This window comes from Metabacillus rhizosphaerae (genome assembly GCF_037201795.1).
In the GTDB taxonomy this organism is placed as follows: Bacteria; Bacillota; Bacilli; order Bacillales; family Bacillaceae; genus Metabacillus; species Metabacillus rhizosphaerae.
The window spans coordinates 1,364,074-1,384,018 of the sequence record NZ_CP147403.1 but is presented as its reverse complement, the minus strand read 5'-3'; the positions used below and the strand labels follow the sequence as shown (position 1 = coordinate 1,384,018).

Below are 19,945 nucleotides of genomic sequence, written 5' to 3'. Positions count from 1 at the left end.
ATTAATGTTGCTTTCTTTTCTCAATATCCCGGTGAGAAACTTGAGTATGATAGTCATTTTTATAATGGTTTGCAATGTATTCTGCAAGTGTTACCGAGCGATGCTGTCCTCCCGTACAACCAATCGCAATGACGATTTGACTTTTACCTTCCCGTTTATAATAAGGAAGCATAAAAGTAAGCAAATCGATGAGTTTTTCTAAAAACTTTTGTGTTTCACTCCATTTTAACACATAAGAGGACACTTCTTCTTGTAATCCAGTTTTTGGTCTCATATGGTCAATATAGTGCGGGTTTGGCAAAAATCTTACGTCAAACATTAGATCAGCATCAATTGGTACACCATATTTAAATCCAAATGAAGTCACATTTACAGTAAATGTATGCTCAACACTTGAAGAAAATTGCTTCAGGATTTTTTCTCTTAAATCTCTTGGCTTCAAGTCTGAAGTATCATAGATAAGCTGTGCTCTTCCTTTAAGCTCCTCGAGAAGCTCACGTTCAAGACCAATCCCCTCTAATGGAAGCCCTTTTGAAGCTAGCGGATGTGACCTCCGCGTTTCTTTGTATCTTGTTACTAGTGTAGCGTCTTTCGCATCAAGATATAATATTTGCGGTGTAAGCCAAGTACTTTCTGACAAATCATCAAGTGCTTGGAAAAGATGGTCGAAGAACTCCCTTCCTCGTAAATCCATAACTAATGCAACCTTATTCATCTTAGCGCCAGATTCTTTCATTAGCTCTAAAAATTTCGGCAGCAATGTAGGTGGTAAATTATCAACGCAAAAATACCCTAGATCTTCGAAACTTTGAATCGCCACAGTTTTACCCGCACCTGACATCCCTGTGATAATCACCATCTGTACTTCTTGAGTTGAAATTTGTTGTTCACTATTTTCAATCGTCATAGCCTTTTCCTCCTCTCTACTGATACCTAGCTCTATTTATTAAAATATATGGATTGTCAAAGTTCCCACATATTATTAATGTATTGAATTAAATTGTCTCATAGGAGATAGTTTAATTTATTGTGGATCTAAACGATAGGAGATTAATTCATAATCCGGTGTGTAGGTAAAGGTTCCATATAGCATACCCGTCCCCTTAATGACATAATCCAATATGTGATGATCCCCTGGAGCCATTGGCAATTGTTGAATCGCTTCCTTCTCGTGCCACTTAATTGTTCCCTCTTCCGATTCAAGGACATTTGTACCCTGATAATCTGATGCTAAGAACGTAAACATCATCCATTCAGATACAATTTCTTTGCCGTCTTGAATTAAAAAGGTAAAAACTCCCTTTAACTGAGGGTTTTTAATGTATATGCCAGTTTCCTCGCGATATTCACGGGTTACGGTATCCTTAACAGATTCACCTAGCTCCATTTTTCCACCAGGAGCTACCCACCAGCCTCTTTTTGGTTTTTGCAGGAGAAGTACTTTGTTTCCTTCTACTAAGACGCAATTTGTAACTCGTTGCACCTTCTTCACCTCTATTTTCACATGACTTTAGAAAAGCATAAGCGAATACTCAGCTTCTTAGGGGCATTTGCATATAAGGAAGGGATTCATTACCTTCTATTAATATGTGACCGGACCCTAGAAAAAAAGGTTTTATTATTCCTCTTCAGGAGTTAGACACCTACACTAAGTACAAAAGTCTAATCTTGTTTGTTACGTTCTTCACTTTCATTTATTATACTATTTTAATTTGGTCTTAACAACGAAGTCGATTGGTTGTAAATGTTGGACTTTCTATATGTATATACGAATGAAAATCAAAACAGTTTCACTTTTTAAGGTAAAACTAACGATTTCACACAAAATTCATATTAATAGTGAATTGAACTTCATTCTAAAGAGGTAGGTAAAAATCACTGTATTACTCCTGTACGTGAAAAAATAAAACAGTTGTGAGGACAAAAAAAGGGAGCATGGGAAAGGGCGCCCATGCTCTAAAATAAGTCTATTTATAAAAGGGGGTCAATTACTAACTCAATAATAACCTATAATTGTTTCACCCATGTTACAGGAGAGTTAAAACAGAATTACGAATTTGTTAAAATTGAAAAGCGCAAGCACCTGTTCATATGTCGCTGGGCTTTTGAGCTAGATACCAAACACTTATCCGAGGCTTACTTAACTGCTTTTAGCTTCTCCGCTAACTCTTCTACATAGTGTTGAGCACTTTGCGCTGCAATACTGCCATCACCAGTTGCTGTGACAATTTGGCGAAGCGTTTTTTCACGAATATCTCCAGCTGCAAAGATCCCCTCAACCTTAGTTTCCATGCGATCATTTGTTTCAATATACCCATTCTCATTTGTGATACCAAGACTTTCAAATGGTTTTGATAAAGGAACCATTCCAATATATATGAAGACACCATCTGTTTTAAATTCTTGTTCTTCACCATTAACAGTATTAATTAATGTTACTTTCCCTACTTTACCATCTTGTTCATGAATTTCTTTCACAGTATGGTTCCAAATGAAATCTACTTTTTCGTTATCAAATGCACGTTGTTGCAGAATTTTTTGCGCTCGTAATTCTTCACGTCGATGAACGATTGTAACTTTAGAAGCAAAACGTGTTAAATACACACCTTCTTCGACAGCTGAATCTCCGCCACCAACTACAACTAGCTCTTTTCCTTTAAAGAATGCACCATCACAAACTGCACAATAAGAAACGCCACGTCCACCTAGTTCTTTTTCACCTGGTACACCAATCTTTTTATATTCTGCACCAGTAGTAATAATAACTGCGCGTGCTTTGTACTCTTTTTTTCCTGCTATAACCGTTTTGTACTCTACGCCATCAATCACTTCTTTAATATCACCGTATGCATATTCAGCACCGAACTTCTTCGCATGGTCAAACATTTTCGTTGATAGCTCTGGTCCTAATATATGATCAAAACCGGGATAGTTTTCAACTTCTTCTGTGTTTGCCATTTGCCCACCTGGCACCCCACGTTCAATCATAAGTGTTGATAAGTTTGCACGTGATGTATAAACAGCTGCAGTCATGCCTGCTGGACCCGCACCTGCGATAATCACGTCATATATTTTTTCTTCTGACACGAATGTTCACTCCTAACAAGAAAGTTTACTTTGATCTGTACGATATCTTCTTCATTTTGCCCTATAAACATCGTATAAAATAATGACGATTCATGCCATTTTTTTGCTCAAACTAAGAGAAGCGCAAGCGCCTTGATCAGACTAAGGCAGGCATAAGACGCTCAGGAATAAAAGACGTTCTTTGTCTTCAATTCCTGAGTGGCTTATGACCCCGAGGGTCTAGGCGCTGGAGCTAGACACCAAAACTAAGTATAAAGACTTGTCGTTAAATGCTAATGTCAGTCATGTTCTTAATAAGCTTTACATACTTCCCAACCGAAGAAACCGATACACCATACATATTTGCTATTGTAGCTTGGCTTACTTGCTCATTACTTTGATTTTTCCATACGTAATCTAACGCTGCTGCCCAACCAAGTTGGTTTTTTAGCGAATAGTCACGTTTATATGCTTTTATAAGAATTTTAAACGAAAATAAAAATAACTCATCATGCTCAGAGTGTACAAATAAAGAGTTTGCAATCTGATAAAAAGAGGTAATTTTATCATAAGCATTAAAATCCTTCGATAAGGCTAACTTGATAAATTCTTTTTCTAATTGTGACTGTGGAACATTTGATGCTTTGTAATCATTAATTTGCTCATAATTATTCGTTTGAGCTGCAAGAAAAATAGCATACAAGCGCTCTTCTAACGTCATACTCGTTGCTCGCCCGAAAGCTGTGTCAACCTTATGATTCCATGGCTCAGAACCAGCCTTACTTTTATTTTCTTTTAACACACGCTCCCACATCTGTTCAGCAAAAGAAATATGTCCTGTAAAATAAGCTGAATAGGATAGCCAATAATAAAAGGTGTCATCACCTTCAAATCCTGACTTATGAAGAGAACGAAGCCATTTATATGCAAGTGGATAATACCCTACTAACGCGAAGGTTGCCCCTAATTTATAACGATGCTCGTAAAGAAGCGGATGAACTGTCGATAGTATTTTTGTAAGCTCTTCAACCTTTTCATCTTGGCGTTCATAAAAATAAAAAACTAATAAATTGCAGTACGCATGTAGATTACCAGGATTACGTTGAAGAACGGTTTGCAAATATTCTTTCGCTTTATCAACTTCTCCAACATAGAAATAAGCTAGCGATAAATTATTATGGGCAGACCAAAATTCAGGGTACTCCACGACAATCTCTTCAAGTAGTAAAATAGCCTCTTCAAACTGACTATTTTCTAATAGAGATTTTGCGGCATCCTGTTTTAATATCAAATCATCTGGATCCTTTAAAAACGGTTCCTCCCCATCATCTTCCATTGTAAGGAGATCAATAAGGTCTTCGTTTTCCTCTATAAATTCACCATAAGGTTCTTTGTTTGCATATTCAGTTGCACACTTATATGCTTCCTGAAATAATCCAAGATGTGCGAAATTATTTGCCATAAAATAGTGGCACTCTGTCATTTCTTTGTCAACTTCATCAAGTATATATGAAAGCAATTCATTTGATTGGCTATACTTCCCCATATCTGTATAAATCGTTGCTAATTGGGATAGCATTGTTAAATCTTTAGGATTTAAATCAACTGCCTTTTGCAAATATTTGCTTGCCTTTGGAAAGTTCTGCTCTCGATAAGCCTTCAGGCCTTTATTATAATAATATTGTCCATCTTGGAGAAACGGGACAACCTGTGCTTTTTGTTGTTGTTTGCTCAATTGTTTTCCCACTGAAATCCTCCATTTCATTCATTTCACCGTAGGTTAGTATACCATAAGATAAGTGTCGAATAATAGAGGGGATACAAAACATTCCAAAACACAGCTTTACACGGATTTTCATCGTTTACTATAGATCACTCTCCTTACCTTAATTTTTTTGAGTGAATTCGTAAAAAATCTCAAAAGGGATTCGGAACTAGACATTCCGAACCCCTTTTGTCGAGAGTTTGACTCCCTCTACAATGTGTAGAAAACGAGTTTTGTTTTAAACGAACATATCGAACAATAAAACCGTCCCAAAAGCAATAAATGAAAGCAATGTCTCCAATACCGTCCACGTTTTAAATGTTTCTTTTACTGATAAGCCCAGATATTCTTTTACCATCCAGAAACCAGCATCATTTACGTGTGAGAACATTAGCGATCCTGCACCTGTTGCGATAACGAGTAATTCTAGGTTCACACCTGACATGTGTTCAATAACTGGTGCAACAATTCCAGCTGCTGTTGTTAATGCTACTGTAGCTGAACCTGTAGCAATACGTATTAATCCTGCTACAATAAACGCCAACACAATTGGTGAGAGAGAAAAATGCTCGGACATTTGGGCAATGGATGTTCCTACGCCACTTTCAATAAGGATTTGTTTAAATCCACCGCCTGCACCAATGATTAAAATAATTGGACCAACTGGCAGCAAGCACTCTTCTGATAACTTCTGAATAAATGTTTTATCCATACCTTGACGAATTCCAAGACAGTAAAATGCTGCGAAACAAGAAATTAAAAGTGCGATGACAGGACTTCCAATAAACAGAAAGAATTTTAGCACACCACTAGGCAGTGACATATACGGTGCAACGACTGATAACACCATTAATAGAACTGGTAATAAGATAATGAAAAATGAAATGCCCGTGCTTGGCAATTTTTCTGACGTATTACTTACTCGAATTAACTGTGGCTCACCTTCAGGAATCACGCGATTTTTAACCCACTTTGCAAACAATGGCCCTGCAATGATGGCTGCTGGCAGAGCAATGATGAGAGAGTAGACCAAGACTTTTCCTATATTAGCATTATAGATACCTATCGCCGTCATTGCTCCTGGATGTGGAGGTACAAGACCGTGAACAATAGATAACCCAGCAAGAACAGGTATGGCAATTAATAAAATGTTTTGTTTTGTCGTTCTATAAATTGAAATAACTAGTGGTAATAACATGACGATCCCTACGTCAAAAAATACTGGGATCCCAATGATAAAACCTGAGAGCAACATCGCCCAAGGCAATTTTTTTACACCAAAGATCCGAATAAAGAAATCTGCCACTTGCATTCCTGCACCTGAATCTGACATCAACTTTCCTAAAATCGTCCCTAACGCCAAGATTCCTACTAAATGACCTAGGACGCTCCCAACACCGGTTTCATATGCACTAACGATTTTATCCATCGATAAACCAGACATAATCGCTAAGAACAAACTAGCAACGGTTAAACTAATGAACGCATGCCATTTCCACCAAGCTACTCCTAAAATGACAATCACAATCGAAAGCAATGTAATTGATAATAAATATAATTCCATCGTTCTTCCCCCTTCTCCCAGTACGTAAACGTTTACAAATCCTTAGCGAGAAAAGGAGCTTTTCTCAATTCTCGTAATTTCTCTATCTATAATTCACTACACAAATAAGCATTTTTGTAAGGTACTACCTTGATCTTTACTACCTTTCTATATCGCCTACTGAGTCTGTCATCACCCGCAGAATATCACTCTCCGATGACATCGGGGTATCGCCTACTATTGTATGTGCAAGCATTCCTGCTGCTGCGGCAAATTCAACCGTTTTCTTAAGCGAAAACCCTTCCATTTCTCCATGTAAAATTCCACTTGTATAGGCATCTCCTGCACCTATTCTGTCATAGACAGAAAACGTGAGTGTTTTTGAAAATGTGAATGTTTGATTTTTGAAAATAAAACCGCGTAAAGAATGGGTATTGTCACCATTGATTGAACGATGCGTTCCTGCAATGACAGAAATATTGTATGTTTTCGCTACAGCTGGAATCAATTCCATGAGCTGCTTTCCGCGATCTTCCTTCTCTGTTTTCATACCAAGGACAAACATTGCATCTTTTTCATTCATCATGACAATATCCGCCAAATGAAGCATTTCTTCATAATGTGGTTTTGCTTTTTCATATCCGTCTTCGCCCCAGAGGGATGGACGGTAGTTACAGTCAAATACAACAGTACCTCCATTTTCTTTAACTGCTTTAGCGAATGTTTTCATGTGATGACGGACAGTATCATTCATCGCAAGCGTGATTCCACAAAAGTGAACAACATCCATTTTCTTTGCCATTCTATTGAAATCATACGTTCCCTCAGATGCTGTATTGAAACTGCTCTCAAGTCGATTGGAATAGGTTACCCGACTAGGCCGTACACCGAATCCATTTTCTAAAAAGTACATTCCAACGTAATTTCCGTCACGCATAATGAACGATTGTGTAACACCTAATTTTTGTAGATATGATACTGCTGCATCACCAACTGCATTCGCTGGCAATGTAGACACGAGATACCCAGTATGCCCAAAGCGTGCTAAAGCTGCGGTTACATTTACTCCCGTACCGGAGAAAGAATAGTTTAATGTGCTTGCTTGTGACAGGAGTTCATATCCTGGCACCTGCAAGCGCATCATTACTTCTCCAAATGCTGCAACATGTTTAGGCATTTTGATCAACCAATTTCTTTATCGTTTCAAGTAATTCACGTACATCTTCGACATTTGTTTTCCCTGTATTTTTGTCGATAATCGATGAATACACGTGAGGAATAACTTGTGGCACATTAGCCTCCAAGGCAATACGCAAGATTGCTTCAAAATTCTCTTTGTCGATCCCGCCTGTTGGTTCTAATGCGAATCCTTCTTCCCCGCATGCTTGTGCAACTGCTCGGAACTCGTCTTCAGTGCTTAACCCTTTCATTGGGAAGTATTTCAATGCGTTACCTCCCATGTCACGTACAAGCGCAATCGCCGTTTTGATTGGTACAATCGCATGCTCGTCCTGCGCAGCGCTAACTGGTCCTGTTGAAATGTTCACATAACCTACACGTCCTGTCGGAGACACTAAACTATTAATCCAGCTCTTCTTTTCACCAAGGTTGGCACGTGTTGCTCCAACAGCAGGAAATACTTGGTTAATATGACTGCCAGGATAGTGTTTCGCAATCTCTGCTACTACAGCAGCTTGGCGATTGTCACCAGCTCCTAAACCAATCGATACGGCTTCATCAATTTCTTTTCCGTAGTTTTTCATAGCTGCTACTGCTTCTTCTATCGTTGGGTAGTCTTTTGAAAGAACACCGACTAAAACAAAACCTTCAGCTGCTTCGTATACCTCTTTGGCATTCTCTACACTATTTGCTAAAACATTTAATGCGACACGGTTCTTGTAAAAACGTTTTGTAATGTTTGACATCTTATTTTCCTCCCCCTACTAGTTCACGTATCTTAGCTTGTATTACTTCAATATCATCATTTTGCAGTGGACGGGGATCGATATCGAAATAACCCTGTCTCACACCATAATCACGTGTATAGATGGCAATTTCACCTTCGCGCAGACAATAATTGACTTCTTTTGCTGTTATATGTGCTTGTTTCGGATCAATTTGAATCCTTGCACGGAATATCGCTCGACCCGCTTCATCCTGAACAATCGTCACAGTGACGCCTTCAAGTTCATTCAATGGCATTAATGATTGTAATAATTCCTTTTCTTGTTCGCTTTTATCTTCTTTTTGGCCGTATTCATCGAGAGCTTGAAGTAATCCAAATGATGTTTCTTTCCCAACTTTCATACTGCGTCCAATCCCATGTAATTGAACTTTCACCCACTCAATATAGGTTTGCTTACCACCAATAATCCCTGAAGTTGGACCTTCAATGGCCTTCGAACCGCTGTAGATTGCAAGGTCAGAGTATTTCACGTACTTTTGAATGTCTTCCTCTGCAGCAGCATCCACAATGAGTGGAACTCCGTTTCGATCAGCAATCTCCCATGCTTCCTCCACAGAAATCATATTTTTTTGAACGGCATGGTGTGATTTAACATAAAGAATGGCTGCTGTGTTTTCAGAAATCGCATCCTCTATATGTTCCGCTCTTCCTTCATTAGCGTAGCCAACTTCAACAAGCTTTCCTCCGCCTAAATAGATCATCGTTTCAACAGGTGCACCGTATTGAACGTTGTGACCTTTTAGCATGATGATTTCACTTTTAGAAATATCTTCTTGATGCAGACGCAAACTTTTACGACGATTCCCTTGTGTAACAATTGCCGCAACAGAAAGTGCAATACCACTTGACGCCGAGTTGACGATCACCGCTGCCTCTGAACCTAGAATGCGTGCTACGTAATCACCTGCTTTATCTACTAAATCTGCAATCTCAACATAACTTTGTCCACCTTGCTTCATCGCATCCATAACCGTATCGGTCGGAGCTGATACACCTAAGATACTCATTCGTCCACTTGCATTAATCACACGTTTAAGACCATATTTAGCATTCAATGAATTCGCCATTTGCAACCACTCCTATTGTTTCAATTCTTCGATCCGCTACTCGCTTTTCTCCTTCGGAATCAGTTAGTTTAATCGGTTCATTTCGAACGGTAAAAAGTGTTAAATTCGCAACGTCTCCGACCTTTATCCGGCCAAGCTCAGGTTTTTTAAGCCAATTAGCTGCATTTGTTGTAACCGCTGTAATCACTTCTTCCAGCGAATATCCTAAGGAAAGAAATTTAGTCAGTACATTGGCCAAACTATATACAGGACCGTTCAATCGGTTCCCACGGTAGATATCTGTACTGATCGTATTTAAACCGATATGATGTCGTTTGGCAGCTTCAGCAACTTTAAATGAGAAGCTTGCCGTACCATGACCAACATCCAAATGCACACCGCGTTCAATTGCTTGCTTGAACACTTGGAGAGGCTCCTCTTGTGCATCGAAAAGATTATTTTGTTTTCCATTAAGATAATGCGTAATGATATCCCCTTTTTCCAAGAGTGAAATAACCTCATCAATAGTTGGCGGTCCCGAACCGATGTGGACCATTAACGGCAATGATGTTTCACTAGAAAGAGTACGAGCGATCCTTAATGGTTCAATACCGCTTTCACTAACAACACTTTTACTAATCCGCGCCTTTAAACCGACGATAACTTCTTTATAATCATTAACTGCTTGTACAACCTTCTCTTTATCAATCCATTCTAACTTAGATAGTTCATCCACTCTTTTTAAACCAATACGAGAAATATTTAAAAATGCATATACGTTCGTTTTAGCTGTTTTTCTACTTGCTACCAAATCTGAAATTCGATCAGCTCCGCAGCTCCCTGCATCCACGATTGTCGTTACACCTTGACTAACTCCAATTTCATCAATTTCATCACCATACGGATTAAATTCAGGAAATGCATGAACATGTAAATCAATCCAGCCACTAGATACATAAACACCTGAGTAATCTAAAACATGCTTTCCTTGTCCATACCCAGCCTTAGTCACCTGGGTAACTTCACCAGCCTCTATGACAATATCAATCTCTTCTCCATTTACTGTCTTTACTTGGCTCAATACGAAGTCTTTCAATTCATTCACCTCTAATTTAAACGCGCTTACAATTTATATTGTAGACCTATTCCTCCCATAACATAGGTTGTGTGAGAGAAAAAATAAAATAATCATAACGTTATAATGTTTAATGATTCAATAAGGTTAAGATTGTTATAACGATAAGATAACACAGAAAATCAACAAAGTAAATATAACGTTATAATGTTTGTTAACTGAATTTAAATGTAAAATATTCCATGTCCAAACCATGAATATCTGAATAACAGAAAAAAGCTAAGAACTTATTGGGTAACTTAGCTTTTTCTCCTATACATTTAAATTCACAACATATTTATGAATATCGGTATTATAGTATCCGATTGAGTATTCGATTAATTGTTCATTGATATCATATGAAAAACGAGTTCTTTGAAATAGTGGTTTCGATTCTATATTTAGCAAGTTCGCAATTTTTTCATTTGGTGTTTCTACACCAAATTCATCTTGAAATCGATTAAAGTATACTCCCTTTTTATATAACAATTCATATAAGGAATCTTTAACTGTTTCAGGGTCTAATGAAAGTGAAAATCGATCAGGAATATAGTGTGTAAAATGAATATATGGTTGTTCATTTAACGTATAAATCCGCTCAATACAATAGCACTCTCTTTCAAAGTTTGTAGATAAAATTGGATGGTTTGAAACATCAACTTTAGAGATCGTTACGTTGCCCTTCCTTAACGTATATCCTGTCGATAATAAATATTCAGAAAATCCCTGACCCTTTGATAATTTAGAGATTGCACGATTATCCAATACTTTCGTACCAATACCGCTATGTTTTTCCACATAGCCCTCCATTGCCAATTGTTCAACAGCTTTGCGGATCGTGATTTTACTGACACCAAATTCCTTTTCTAATACGGGTTCAGGTGGGATTAACGAATTTTTTGGATATTCTCCTTTTATGATCCGTTCTTTTAATTCATTTTTTACTTGAATATAAAATGGTCCCTTATTACGTAACAATCTCATAAAGATATCTACCTTTCCAACGTTTCTAATCTTAAATCAAACAATGTTCAAATATTGTCTAAAGAAGCAACTGGTAAGTCTCTATATGTAATGCTTTTCCTTTACATATGAAGTCATTTATTTTGTTGTTTATCAAAGTACACATTCTTTTTTATTGTACCAGTAATTGTATAAATGTTGTATCTTTTTGAAAATAGAGGGATCAATTGCTCTACAGAGCTCCATGTATTTAAATACTAATGTAAAAATGCTCAACCATTTTTGGTACTTTGTTTTTTTCGATCTATATTTTTAATAATTCTTTTAGGAAGTACTAATGTTTTTAAGACTTATGAGCATATTTATTTTAAATTATCAAATAATAGTAAATAAATTTTACATATAACCAATTCATAAAGGAGACACACCGTGGAAAAGTTTATACAAAACTTAGATTTGACAGCAAAAGGTATTTGGTTTCCTATTACTTTAGGTACTATCGCTTTGATTTACATACTTTTCATGCCAAAACGGTTAAATTGGAGAGAAATTTATCTTATCTTTGGTACGATTGGTTATGTAGCATTAATAATAGATATGTTCTTTATGTTAAATTACTTTGATATCTTTGATCTAGGCCGTGATCCAAAGCAAGAAGGAATTGGTGATTTGATAAGTTATGGTATCATCCCTTCTTGTTACGCTGTAATATTTCTTAACCATTTTAAACCAGAAAAGAAATGGTTATATGTTGCTCTTTTTACACTTTTGTCTTTTTTATCTGAATGGGTGCTTGTACAAGTTGGATACATGAAGTTAAAAGGATGGCAAACTTGGTGGTCTATCCCTGTATTTATTATTGTTTTTGGTTTTTGGTTACCTTGGCATTTAAGGTTAATACGAAAAGAGTCATAAATATAGGTTATTGAAAACAAGATATTGGAAACCTGTATAAAGCATTCATTTCTTAGTTTATAAACTCAATTAAATGGTCTAAAAATGAAAAATGAGCGCTTATCCTTGTTCCAGGATAGCGCCCTTTCATTAAATAAGCTTATTTAACATACTATCTATCATTTTGATCTTTCAAACCTAAGACTATTGTTGCATCTGAAATCAGGTATGTATTAGACCCTAAAAAGACTCTTTCTCACCAACTTCACTAGTCCTTCGCAACATGTCTCTTTTCTAACACACTTAACACCTCATCTAATGGAAGCTTTTGTTCTCTCAGCAATACCATTAAATGAAATAGCAAATCAGCTACTTCCCATTTAAGTTCTTCAGCATCTCTATTTTTTGACGCGATAATAACCTCTGATGCTTCTTCGCCAACCTTTTTCAGGATTTTATCGACACCTTCATTAAAAAGATAGGTTGTATAAGAGCCTTCAGGAAGTTCATTTTCACGTTCTGCAATAAGTTTTTCTAATGTGTTAAAAATTTGAAAGCGATCTTGAACGACTGATACTTCCTGTTTAGCAATTGTTTCACTAAAGCATGTGTATGCACCTGTATGACATGCAGGTCCAGCTGGTTGTACAAGAACTAAGATCGCATCCTGGTCACAATCATATCTCATTTCAACAACCTTTTGAATATTTCCTGATGTGCCACCTTTGTGCCAGAGCTCTTGTCTTGAACGGCTATAAAACCATGTTTCTTTCGTTTCTATCGTCTTTTTTAACGATTCCTCGTTCATGTAGGCTAAAGTTAATACTTCTTTACTTGCCGCATCCTGTACGATTGCCGGAACTAGCCCATTTTGGTCAAATTTAATCGATTCAATCATCGTACATTCACCCCCTGTTGATTTAAGTAAACTTTTACTTCTTTTACGGACGTTTCTTTATAGTGGAAAATTGATGCTGCTAGTGCTGCATCAGCTTTTCCTTCTTCAAAGGCAGCTAAAAAATGTTCTGCATTTCCTGCCCCACCTGAGGCAATCACAGGGACAGTTACTGCTTCACTTACCGCTTTATTTAATGCGAGATTAAAGCCGTTTTTCTCACCATCACTGTCCATACTTGTTAGTAGGATTTCTCCGGCACCACGTTTAACAGCTTCCTGTGCCCACTGAACAACTTCCCATTCTGTTGCATTTCTTCCACCATGGGTATAAACACGCCAGCTGCCTAATTCTTCATCATATTTCGCATCAATTGCGACAACAATACATTGAGAACCAAAGAATCCTGCTCCCTCTGTGATTAGCTCTGGATTTAGTAAAGCAGCTGTATTTAATGATACTTTATCCGCACCTGCTCGCAGTATTCTTTTCATATCTTCAAGTGAATTTATGCCGCCACCAACAGTAAATGGGATCGCAAGCTGTGCTGCTACTTGCTCAACAACATCAACCATTGTTTTCCGTCCTTCATGTGACGCAGAAATATCAAGAAAGACTAGCTCATCTGCACCCTCTTGATCATAAAACTTTGCTAGCTCAACTGGATCTCCTGCATCTCTTAATCCTAAAAATTGGATTCCCTTTACAACTCGGCCTTCTTTTACATCTAAGCAAGGAATAATACGCTTTGTGATCATGATGGATTTCCTACCTTCAATGCCTCTGTTAAACTAAATTGATTCGTGTAGAGCGCCTTTCCAACAATCGCACCAGATACTCCTTCACTTTCGTATTCAGAAAGTGTTTCTAAATCCTTTAACGAGCTCACACCACCAGAGGCAATGACTTGCTTATTTGTTGCCTTAGCCGTTTCAACGATTGCCTCAACATTTGGTCCTGAAAGCATGCCATCTGTTGCAATATCAGTGAAGATAAATACTTCTGCACCAGCATTAGCAAGTTCTTTCCCAAGGTCTGTTGCTTTTACATTTGACGTATTTAACCAACCCTCTGTAGAAACATAGCCATCCTTTGCATCAATGCCAATTGCAATCTTTTCACCATATGTAGCAAGCATCTTTTTTACGAATTCAGGATTTGATATTGCCGCACTACCAAGGATGACACGATCGACTCCATTTGATAAATAATATTCCACATCTTCTTCAGTACGAATGCCGCCACCAATTTGAATTTTTGCTGATAGCTTTGTAGCTGCGTCAATTACATGCTGATGATTCACAAGCTTTCCCTCTTTAGCACCATCTAGATCAACCATATGGATCCAGCTTGCCCCTTGATCATCAAATTGTTTTGCCATATCAAAAGGAGAATCGCCATATACCGTTTCTTTGTCATAATCACCTTGAAGCAATCTTACGCACTTGCCACCTCGCATATCAATTGCAGGATAAATAATAAATTGGCTCATCTTCATTCTCCTTCCACGATCTTAATGTAATTTTTTAAAATGGCTAACCCAAGCTCACTACTTTTTTCTGGATGAAATTGGGTACCATACACATTTCCTTTTCCAACAACGGCTGGAACGTCAACACCATAATCAGCTGTTGCTAAAAGCGTGTCACCTTGCTCAGTATCAATGTAGTAAGAGTGAACAAAATAAGCATAGCCACTATCAATACCTTGAAGTAAAGGACTTTGATTTCGTATGTTCAAATCATTCCACCCCATATGTGGAACCTTAAGCGTGTTTCCCTCTATCGTGTCAGGAATTTTCACAACTTTACCTGGTAAAAGTGATAAACCTTTTGTTAATCCGTTTTCCTCACTCTCGTCAAACAAAAGCTGCATACCTAAGCAAATTCCTAAGAGTGGCTTGCCTTCTGCAACGATTTTTTTAATAAAGCTGGTTAAACCAGCTTCCGTTAATATCGCCATAGCATCCTTAAACGCCCCAACACCTGGGAGGATATAGCCATCCGCTTTTTCTAACACAGCTTCCTCGTGGGAAACAATATAGTCGACGTTCATTCGCTCTAGCGCTTTGCTAACACTATATAAATTCCCCATTCCATAATCGATAATGGCGATCATCTTATAACATTCCTTTCGTAGAAGGAAGAACACCCTCAATGCGTGGATCAACCATCGTGGCTTCATCCAAAGCTCTTGCTAATGCTTTAAAAATTCCCTCAATCATATGGTGTGTGTTATGTCCATAATGAACGATCACATGAAGGTTCATACGTGCTTCAAGGGCAAACTTCCATAAAAATTCATGAACATTTTCTGTATCAAATGTTCCAACCTTTTGACTCGGAAACTCTCCTTTGAACTCTAAGTGTGGACGATTACTTAAATCAACTACAACCTGTGCAAGGGCCTCATCCATTGGTACAAACGCACTTCCATAGCGCTTAATTCCTCTTTTATCACCTAATGCCTCACGCAGAGCCTGACCTAAACAGATACCAATATCCTCTGTTGTATGGTGGTCATCGATTTCAATATCACCATTTGCCTCAACTGTTAAATCAAATTGCCCATGCTTTGTAAAAAGATCGAGCATGTGGTCCATAAACGGAACATCTGTCTTAAGTGAAGACTGACCTGTTCCATCTACGTTAAATGATAAGGAAATTTGTGTTTCTTTTGTATTACGCTCAACTGATGCCGTTCTTGTCATTAGTATTTCCTCCTTATTTTCGTCTTTCTTCCAAAGCACGAGCATGGGCTTCTAATCCCTCGAGCCTAGCTAATTTTGCAATTTTTTCATAGTTGTTAGTAAATGCTTTTTCACTGTATGAGATAATACTCGATTTTTTCATAAAATCATCGACGTTTAACGGGCTAGAAAAACGTGCTGTACCATTTGTTGGTAACACATGGTTAGGACCTGCAAAATAGTCACCTACAGGTTCTGAGCTATAACGTCCAAGAAAAATCGCTCCTGCATGCTTTAAATCATTTAAAATCGCTAATGGATTTTCTGTTAGTACTTCAAGATGCTCTGGAGCAAGCTCATTCACAACAGCAATTGCTGTTTCTAGATCATCAGTCACGTAAATATGACCATACGTATCAACAGATGCCTTAGCAATCTCTTTTCGAGGTAAAGTAGCAACTTGTTTTTCTACTTCAAGCTTTACTTCCTCAGCCTGATTCATCGACGTTGTCACGAGAATACTAGATGAGTTTTTATCATGCTCTGCTTGAGATAATAAATCTGCAGCAATTTCATTTGCCCTTGCTGTTTCATCACTTAAGACAACAATCTCACTTGGACCTGCGATCATATCAATATCAACAATACCGAATACTTCTCGTTTTGCTAACGCAACAAAAATGTTTCCTGGACCCATGATCTTATCCACAGCAGCAATCGTTTCAGTTCCATATGCTAACGCTGCGATTGCTTGTGCTCCACCAACCTTATAAATTTCAGCAATGCCAAGTTCTTTGGCTGCAACTAAAACACCTGCTGGCAGTGTACCTTGTTGATTTGGAGGTGATGTAATAACAATCCGCTTTACCCCAGCAACTTGTGCAGGAATCACATTCATTAATACAGAGGACGGATATGCTGCGGTTCCACCTGGTACATAAACCCCCACTGCATCTAGTGCTGTGATTTTTTGTCCAAGCATTGTTCCCTCATCATTATAGCTAAACCAAGATTCACGCTTTTGTTTTTCATGAAAAGAGCGAATATTGGCTGCTGCTTCACGGATAATCTCAACTAATTCATTATCCAGCTCTTCATATGCTGCTGTAAATTCTTCTTCTGTCACCTTTAAGCTTGATAATGATACTTTATCAAATGTTTCTGTGTAGGAAAAAAGCGCCTTGTCTCCGTCAGATCGAACGGTTGAAATAATCGATTGAACGATTTTCCTTTGTTCTTCTGTCCCAGTATCAATTGTTCGTCTTAACGATACTTTTTTATCAGTAATACGGGTAATTTTCATTGCATTAACCTCCAATGACTTTCGATAACCGTTCAACTAGTTCATCAATTGGCTCATCCTTCATACGATAGCTAACAGGGTTTACGATCAAACGAGATGTAATGTGACAAATATGCTCAAGCTCAACTAAACCATTCTCTTTTAACGTTCTTCCAGTCGAGACAATATCAACAATGCGATCTGCTAAACCAATCAATGGTGCCAGTTCAATTGAACCATTTAATTTAATGATTTCAACTTGTTCTCCTTGTTCACGGAAGTAGCTTGATGCCACATTCGGATATTTTGTTGCCACTTTAGGAGCAACATCTGTTAGTTTTGCATTCGGAAGTCCGGCAACCGCTAAATAGCATTCACTTATTTTTAAATCAAGAACCTCATAAACGTCACGATCTTCCTCTAACATGACATCCTTACCCGCAATTCCAACATCGGCAACACCGTGCTCTACATATGTCACAACATCCATAGGCTTTGCTAAAATAAAGCGAATATTTTCATTTGGGACATCTAAAATCAACTTTCTTGACTCATCAAATTCAGGTGGGAGCTGATAGTCGGCTTTACGAAGCATATCTGCAGCTTCCTCAAAAATTCTTCCTTTTGGCATCGCGATCGTTAACACATCTTTCACCTCACAGCTCCTCCTTTCTTGAACCGATAAAATAGACTACCTCTTCAAAATGCTTTGTAAATGCATCAACATCTTTAATTCCATTTATATCTTGCATGACAACTCGTTTATTGTTCATGCGAAGCTCATTTGTATGGGCAATCGCCTCTGTACGGCGTTCCAGACTATAGATCACACATTGTAGCTGTTGTTCATCTGTCATTTTCAGAGACTCTATAATGCGATCAATGTGTAAACCAAATCCAGTTGCTGGTGCTGCTCGATTAAATTTTTCAAAAAGATGATCATATCTTCCACCACTACCTATTGGAAAGCCAACATTGTCTGCATAGACTTCAAATAAAATCCCAGTGTAATAGCTCATATGACTGACAATATTTAAATCTAGCTTTAAATAATCTGTGACCTGAAATGCTTCTAGTGTAGACCATAACTGAGTAATTTCTTCTAATGCGTCACGTGCAGCCACAGTGGAGACTAAATCCTTAGCTTCTGCTACTTTATCAATGCCTCCACGTAAAGTTAATAAACTAAATAAGCGCTCTTTATCAATTGAAGATAGCGGCAGCCCTTTAACATGCTCTTTATAGCCTACATAATTTTTTTCATATAAGAAGCGCCTTAAAACATCAGCACGTTCTTGATTTCCTAATACCTCTTTAAACAAGGCATCTGCATAGACAATATGGCCGATGGCAATTTTAAAATTCTCAAGTCCAGCTTCCTTTAGTGAAGCAATCATCAATGCAATCACTTCAGCATCTGCACTTGTTGTTCCATCACCGATTAATTCCACCCCAACCTGTTCAAACTCAGCGGGACGACCACCTTCTCGCTGCTGTGCGCGAAAAACATTTGCAGAATACGCAAGTCGTAAAGGGTAAAGATGATTATATAATTTAGATGCAGCAACTCGAGCTATAGGTGCTGTCATATCTGGTCTGAGCACCAATGTATGACCTTGCTGATCTAATAGTTTAAAAAGCTGTTGATCAAGTATCGCGGATTGAACCCCAACTGTCTCATAGTATTCAAGAGTTGGTGTTTCAATAAATTGAAAGCCCCATTGCTCAATGACATTTGTCATCGCATGACGCGTTTTCTTCTTTACTTCATATAGATTTGGTAATGTATCAACCATTCCAAGCGGTTTCTCAAACATAAACATGTTTCTGTACCCCCGTCGTAATTTTCAGAATGCTTTACTTCGCTAATATGCTAATATACTACCAAAGTGAAGGAGTTTTTTCAAGAAATTAATTACACATTTTGGCTAACCTTCGCTATTTATTAATTGTTTATTTATTCAGTCTTTTTAAAATATAGTTAAACAAACGTTTATTTATTTCATGATTAACGCTTGGCCTTCCTATGTTTTCAGACAATAGCTTGGCCCATTATTAAGCATAGGCTCAGTTCTAAAAGATTGTTTCTTTTAAAAAGAAAACTATTTAAGGTTGATTGGAACGGAAATCAACCACACTGCATTACTTGGTAAATAGCAACCAAGTTTGAGAATACAGAATTATGCAAAAAGGCCACTAGTTTTTACTAGCAGCCTCCAGTTCCCTTTTTGCCAGCTCTTCTTTTGTATAAATAATTTGCATTGGATTTCCACCAACAAATGCACCTGCAGGAACATCCTTATGGACGAGTGTTCCTGCCGAGACAATAGCACCGTCACCGATGATCACACCAGGGAGGATGGTAGAATTGGCACCAATTAGCACCTCGTTGCCAATCTCTACATCTCCGAGGCGATATTCGTTGATTAAATACTCATGAGCTAGAATTGTTGTATTATAGCCAATCACAGAATTTCTACCTACTGATATTTTCTCAGGAAACATCACATCAAGCATCACCATTAGTGCAAATGAAGCATGTTTTCCTACCTTCACTTTTAAAAAGGTTCGATAAAGCCAGTTCTTTACGGATAAAAATGGTGTATACCTTGCGAGCTGAATGACAATAAAGTTTCGGACAACCTTCCAAAATGGTACTGTCTTATAAACATGCCATAATGAATTCGCGCCAGAAACTGGGTATCTAGTCGTTCTTCTCACA

Annotated in this window: 20 protein-coding genes; 1 reads left to right on the top strand and 19 read right to left on the bottom strand. The window is 37.8% G+C overall.

Annotated features, from left to right (window positions below; all coding sequences use genetic code 11):
• Position 1 precedes the first annotated feature (1 nt).
• The 10 genes from rapZ to WCV66_RS06570 all read right to left on the bottom strand — a co-directional run bounded on the left by rapZ (position 2) and on the right by WCV66_RS06570 (position 11,484).
• On the bottom strand, positions 2 to 907 hold the full coding sequence (rapZ, locus tag WCV66_RS06615) for an RNase adapter RapZ (protein ID WP_083964509.1): 906 nt from the start codon (positions 905 to 907) through the stop codon (positions 2 to 4).
• 117 nt (positions 908 to 1,024) lie between these two features.
• Positions 1,025 to 1,483 (bottom strand): 8-oxo-dGTP diphosphatase, encoded by a 459-nt coding sequence (locus tag WCV66_RS06610; RefSeq protein ID WP_066329206.1) that lies wholly within the window; start codon positions 1,481 to 1,483, stop codon positions 1,025 to 1,027.
• 653 nt (positions 1,484 to 2,136) lie between these two features.
• Positions 2,137 to 3,087: a thioredoxin-disulfide reductase gene (trxB, locus tag WCV66_RS06605; protein WP_338788361.1), complete on the bottom strand. Its 951-nt coding sequence runs from the start codon at positions 3,085 to 3,087 to the stop codon at positions 2,137 to 2,139.
• A gap of 265 nt (positions 3,088 to 3,352) precedes the next feature.
• Complete coding sequence (locus WCV66_RS06600; RefSeq protein ID WP_338788360.1) at positions 3,353 to 4,813, bottom strand: tetratricopeptide repeat protein; 1,461 nt, start codon at positions 4,811 to 4,813, stop codon at positions 3,353 to 3,355.
• 256 nt (positions 4,814 to 5,069) lie between these two features.
• On the bottom strand, positions 5,070 to 6,395 hold the full coding sequence (locus WCV66_RS06595; protein WP_338788359.1) for a gluconate:H+ symporter: 1,326 nt from the start codon (positions 6,393 to 6,395) through the stop codon (positions 5,070 to 5,072).
• A 139-nt stretch (positions 6,396 to 6,534) separates the two neighbouring features.
• The gene (locus tag WCV66_RS06590; RefSeq protein ID WP_338788358.1) at positions 6,535 to 7,551 is read right to left on the bottom strand and encodes a sugar kinase; all 1,017 of its coding nucleotides are present in this window, start codon (positions 7,549 to 7,551) and stop codon (positions 6,535 to 6,537) included.
• A complete protein-coding gene (gene dagF, locus WCV66_RS06585) occupies positions 7,544 to 8,299 on the bottom strand; it encodes a 2-dehydro-3-deoxy-phosphogluconate aldolase (protein ID WP_338788357.1) in 756 nt (251 codons plus the stop codon). The genes WCV66_RS06590 and dagF overlap by 8 nt, the downstream gene beginning before the upstream one ends.
• Position 8,300: 1 nt before the next feature.
• Complete coding sequence (locus WCV66_RS06580) at positions 8,301 to 9,407, bottom strand: DgaE family pyridoxal phosphate-dependent ammonia lyase (RefSeq protein ID WP_338788356.1); 1,107 nt, start codon at positions 9,405 to 9,407, stop codon at positions 8,301 to 8,303.
• Positions 9,385 to 10,482 carry an amidohydrolase/deacetylase family metallohydrolase gene (locus WCV66_RS06575; protein ID WP_338788355.1) on the bottom strand — a complete coding sequence of 366 codons (1,098 nt, stop codon included), beginning with the start codon at positions 10,480 to 10,482 and terminating at the stop codon, positions 9,385 to 9,387. The genes WCV66_RS06580 and WCV66_RS06575 overlap by 23 nt, the downstream gene beginning before the upstream one ends.
• Positions 10,483 to 10,773: 291 nt before the next feature.
• On the bottom strand, positions 10,774 to 11,484 hold the full coding sequence (locus WCV66_RS06570; RefSeq protein ID WP_066329231.1) for a GntR family transcriptional regulator: 711 nt from the start codon (positions 11,482 to 11,484) through the stop codon (positions 10,774 to 10,776).
• Positions 11,485 to 11,892: 408 nt separating this feature from the next.
• On the opposite strand from WCV66_RS06570, the gene WCV66_RS06565 reads away from it, so the two are divergent.
• Positions 11,893 to 12,378, top strand: coding sequence for a hypothetical protein (locus WCV66_RS06565; RefSeq protein ID WP_338788353.1), 486 nt, complete (start codon positions 11,893 to 11,895; stop codon positions 12,376 to 12,378).
• Positions 12,379 to 12,625: 247 nt separating this feature from the next.
• On the opposite strand, the gene hisIE is transcribed toward WCV66_RS06565, so the two are convergent.
• From hisIE to WCV66_RS06520, 9 genes are all read right to left on the bottom strand, one after another.
• Positions 12,626 to 13,255, bottom strand: coding sequence for a bifunctional phosphoribosyl-AMP cyclohydrolase/phosphoribosyl-ATP diphosphatase HisIE (gene hisIE / locus WCV66_RS06560; RefSeq protein WP_338788352.1), 630 nt, complete (start codon positions 13,253 to 13,255; stop codon positions 12,626 to 12,628).
• A complete protein-coding gene (gene hisF / locus WCV66_RS06555; protein WP_066329241.1) occupies positions 13,252 to 14,010 on the bottom strand; it encodes an imidazole glycerol phosphate synthase subunit HisF in 759 nt (252 codons plus the stop codon). Before hisF ends, hisIE begins: the two co-directional genes overlap by 4 nt.
• Complete coding sequence (hisA, locus tag WCV66_RS06550) at positions 14,007 to 14,744, bottom strand: 1-(5-phosphoribosyl)-5-[(5-phosphoribosylamino)methylideneamino]imidazole-4-carboxamide isomerase (protein WP_338788351.1); 738 nt, start codon at positions 14,742 to 14,744, stop codon at positions 14,007 to 14,009. Before hisA ends, hisF begins: the two co-directional genes overlap by 4 nt.
• A gap of 2 nt (positions 14,745 to 14,746) precedes the next feature.
• Positions 14,747 to 15,370: an imidazole glycerol phosphate synthase subunit HisH gene (gene hisH / locus WCV66_RS06545; protein ID WP_338788350.1), complete on the bottom strand. Its 624-nt coding sequence runs from the start codon at positions 15,368 to 15,370 to the stop codon at positions 14,747 to 14,749.
• A 1-nt stretch (position 15,371) separates the two neighbouring features.
• Positions 15,372 to 15,962, bottom strand: a complete 591-nt coding sequence (hisB, locus tag WCV66_RS06540) for an imidazoleglycerol-phosphate dehydratase HisB (protein WP_338788349.1) — start codon at positions 15,960 to 15,962, stop codon at positions 15,372 to 15,374.
• 13 nt (positions 15,963 to 15,975) lie between these two features.
• Complete coding sequence (hisD, locus tag WCV66_RS06535) at positions 15,976 to 17,244, bottom strand: histidinol dehydrogenase (RefSeq protein ID WP_066329248.1); 1,269 nt, start codon at positions 17,242 to 17,244, stop codon at positions 15,976 to 15,978.
• 4 nt (positions 17,245 to 17,248) lie between these two features.
• Positions 17,249 to 17,854: an ATP phosphoribosyltransferase gene (gene hisG / locus WCV66_RS06530; protein WP_396652621.1), complete on the bottom strand. Its 606-nt coding sequence runs from the start codon at positions 17,852 to 17,854 to the stop codon at positions 17,249 to 17,251.
• A 25-nt stretch (positions 17,855 to 17,879) separates the two neighbouring features.
• Positions 17,880 to 19,046, bottom strand: coding sequence for an ATP phosphoribosyltransferase regulatory subunit (locus tag WCV66_RS06525; protein ID WP_338788347.1), 1,167 nt, complete (start codon positions 19,044 to 19,046; stop codon positions 17,880 to 17,882).
• Between the two features lie 373 nt (positions 19,047 to 19,419).
• A complete protein-coding gene (locus tag WCV66_RS06520) occupies positions 19,420 to 19,944 on the bottom strand; it encodes an acyltransferase (protein ID WP_338788345.1) in 525 nt (174 codons plus the stop codon).
• Position 19,945: the final 1 nt, after the last annotated feature.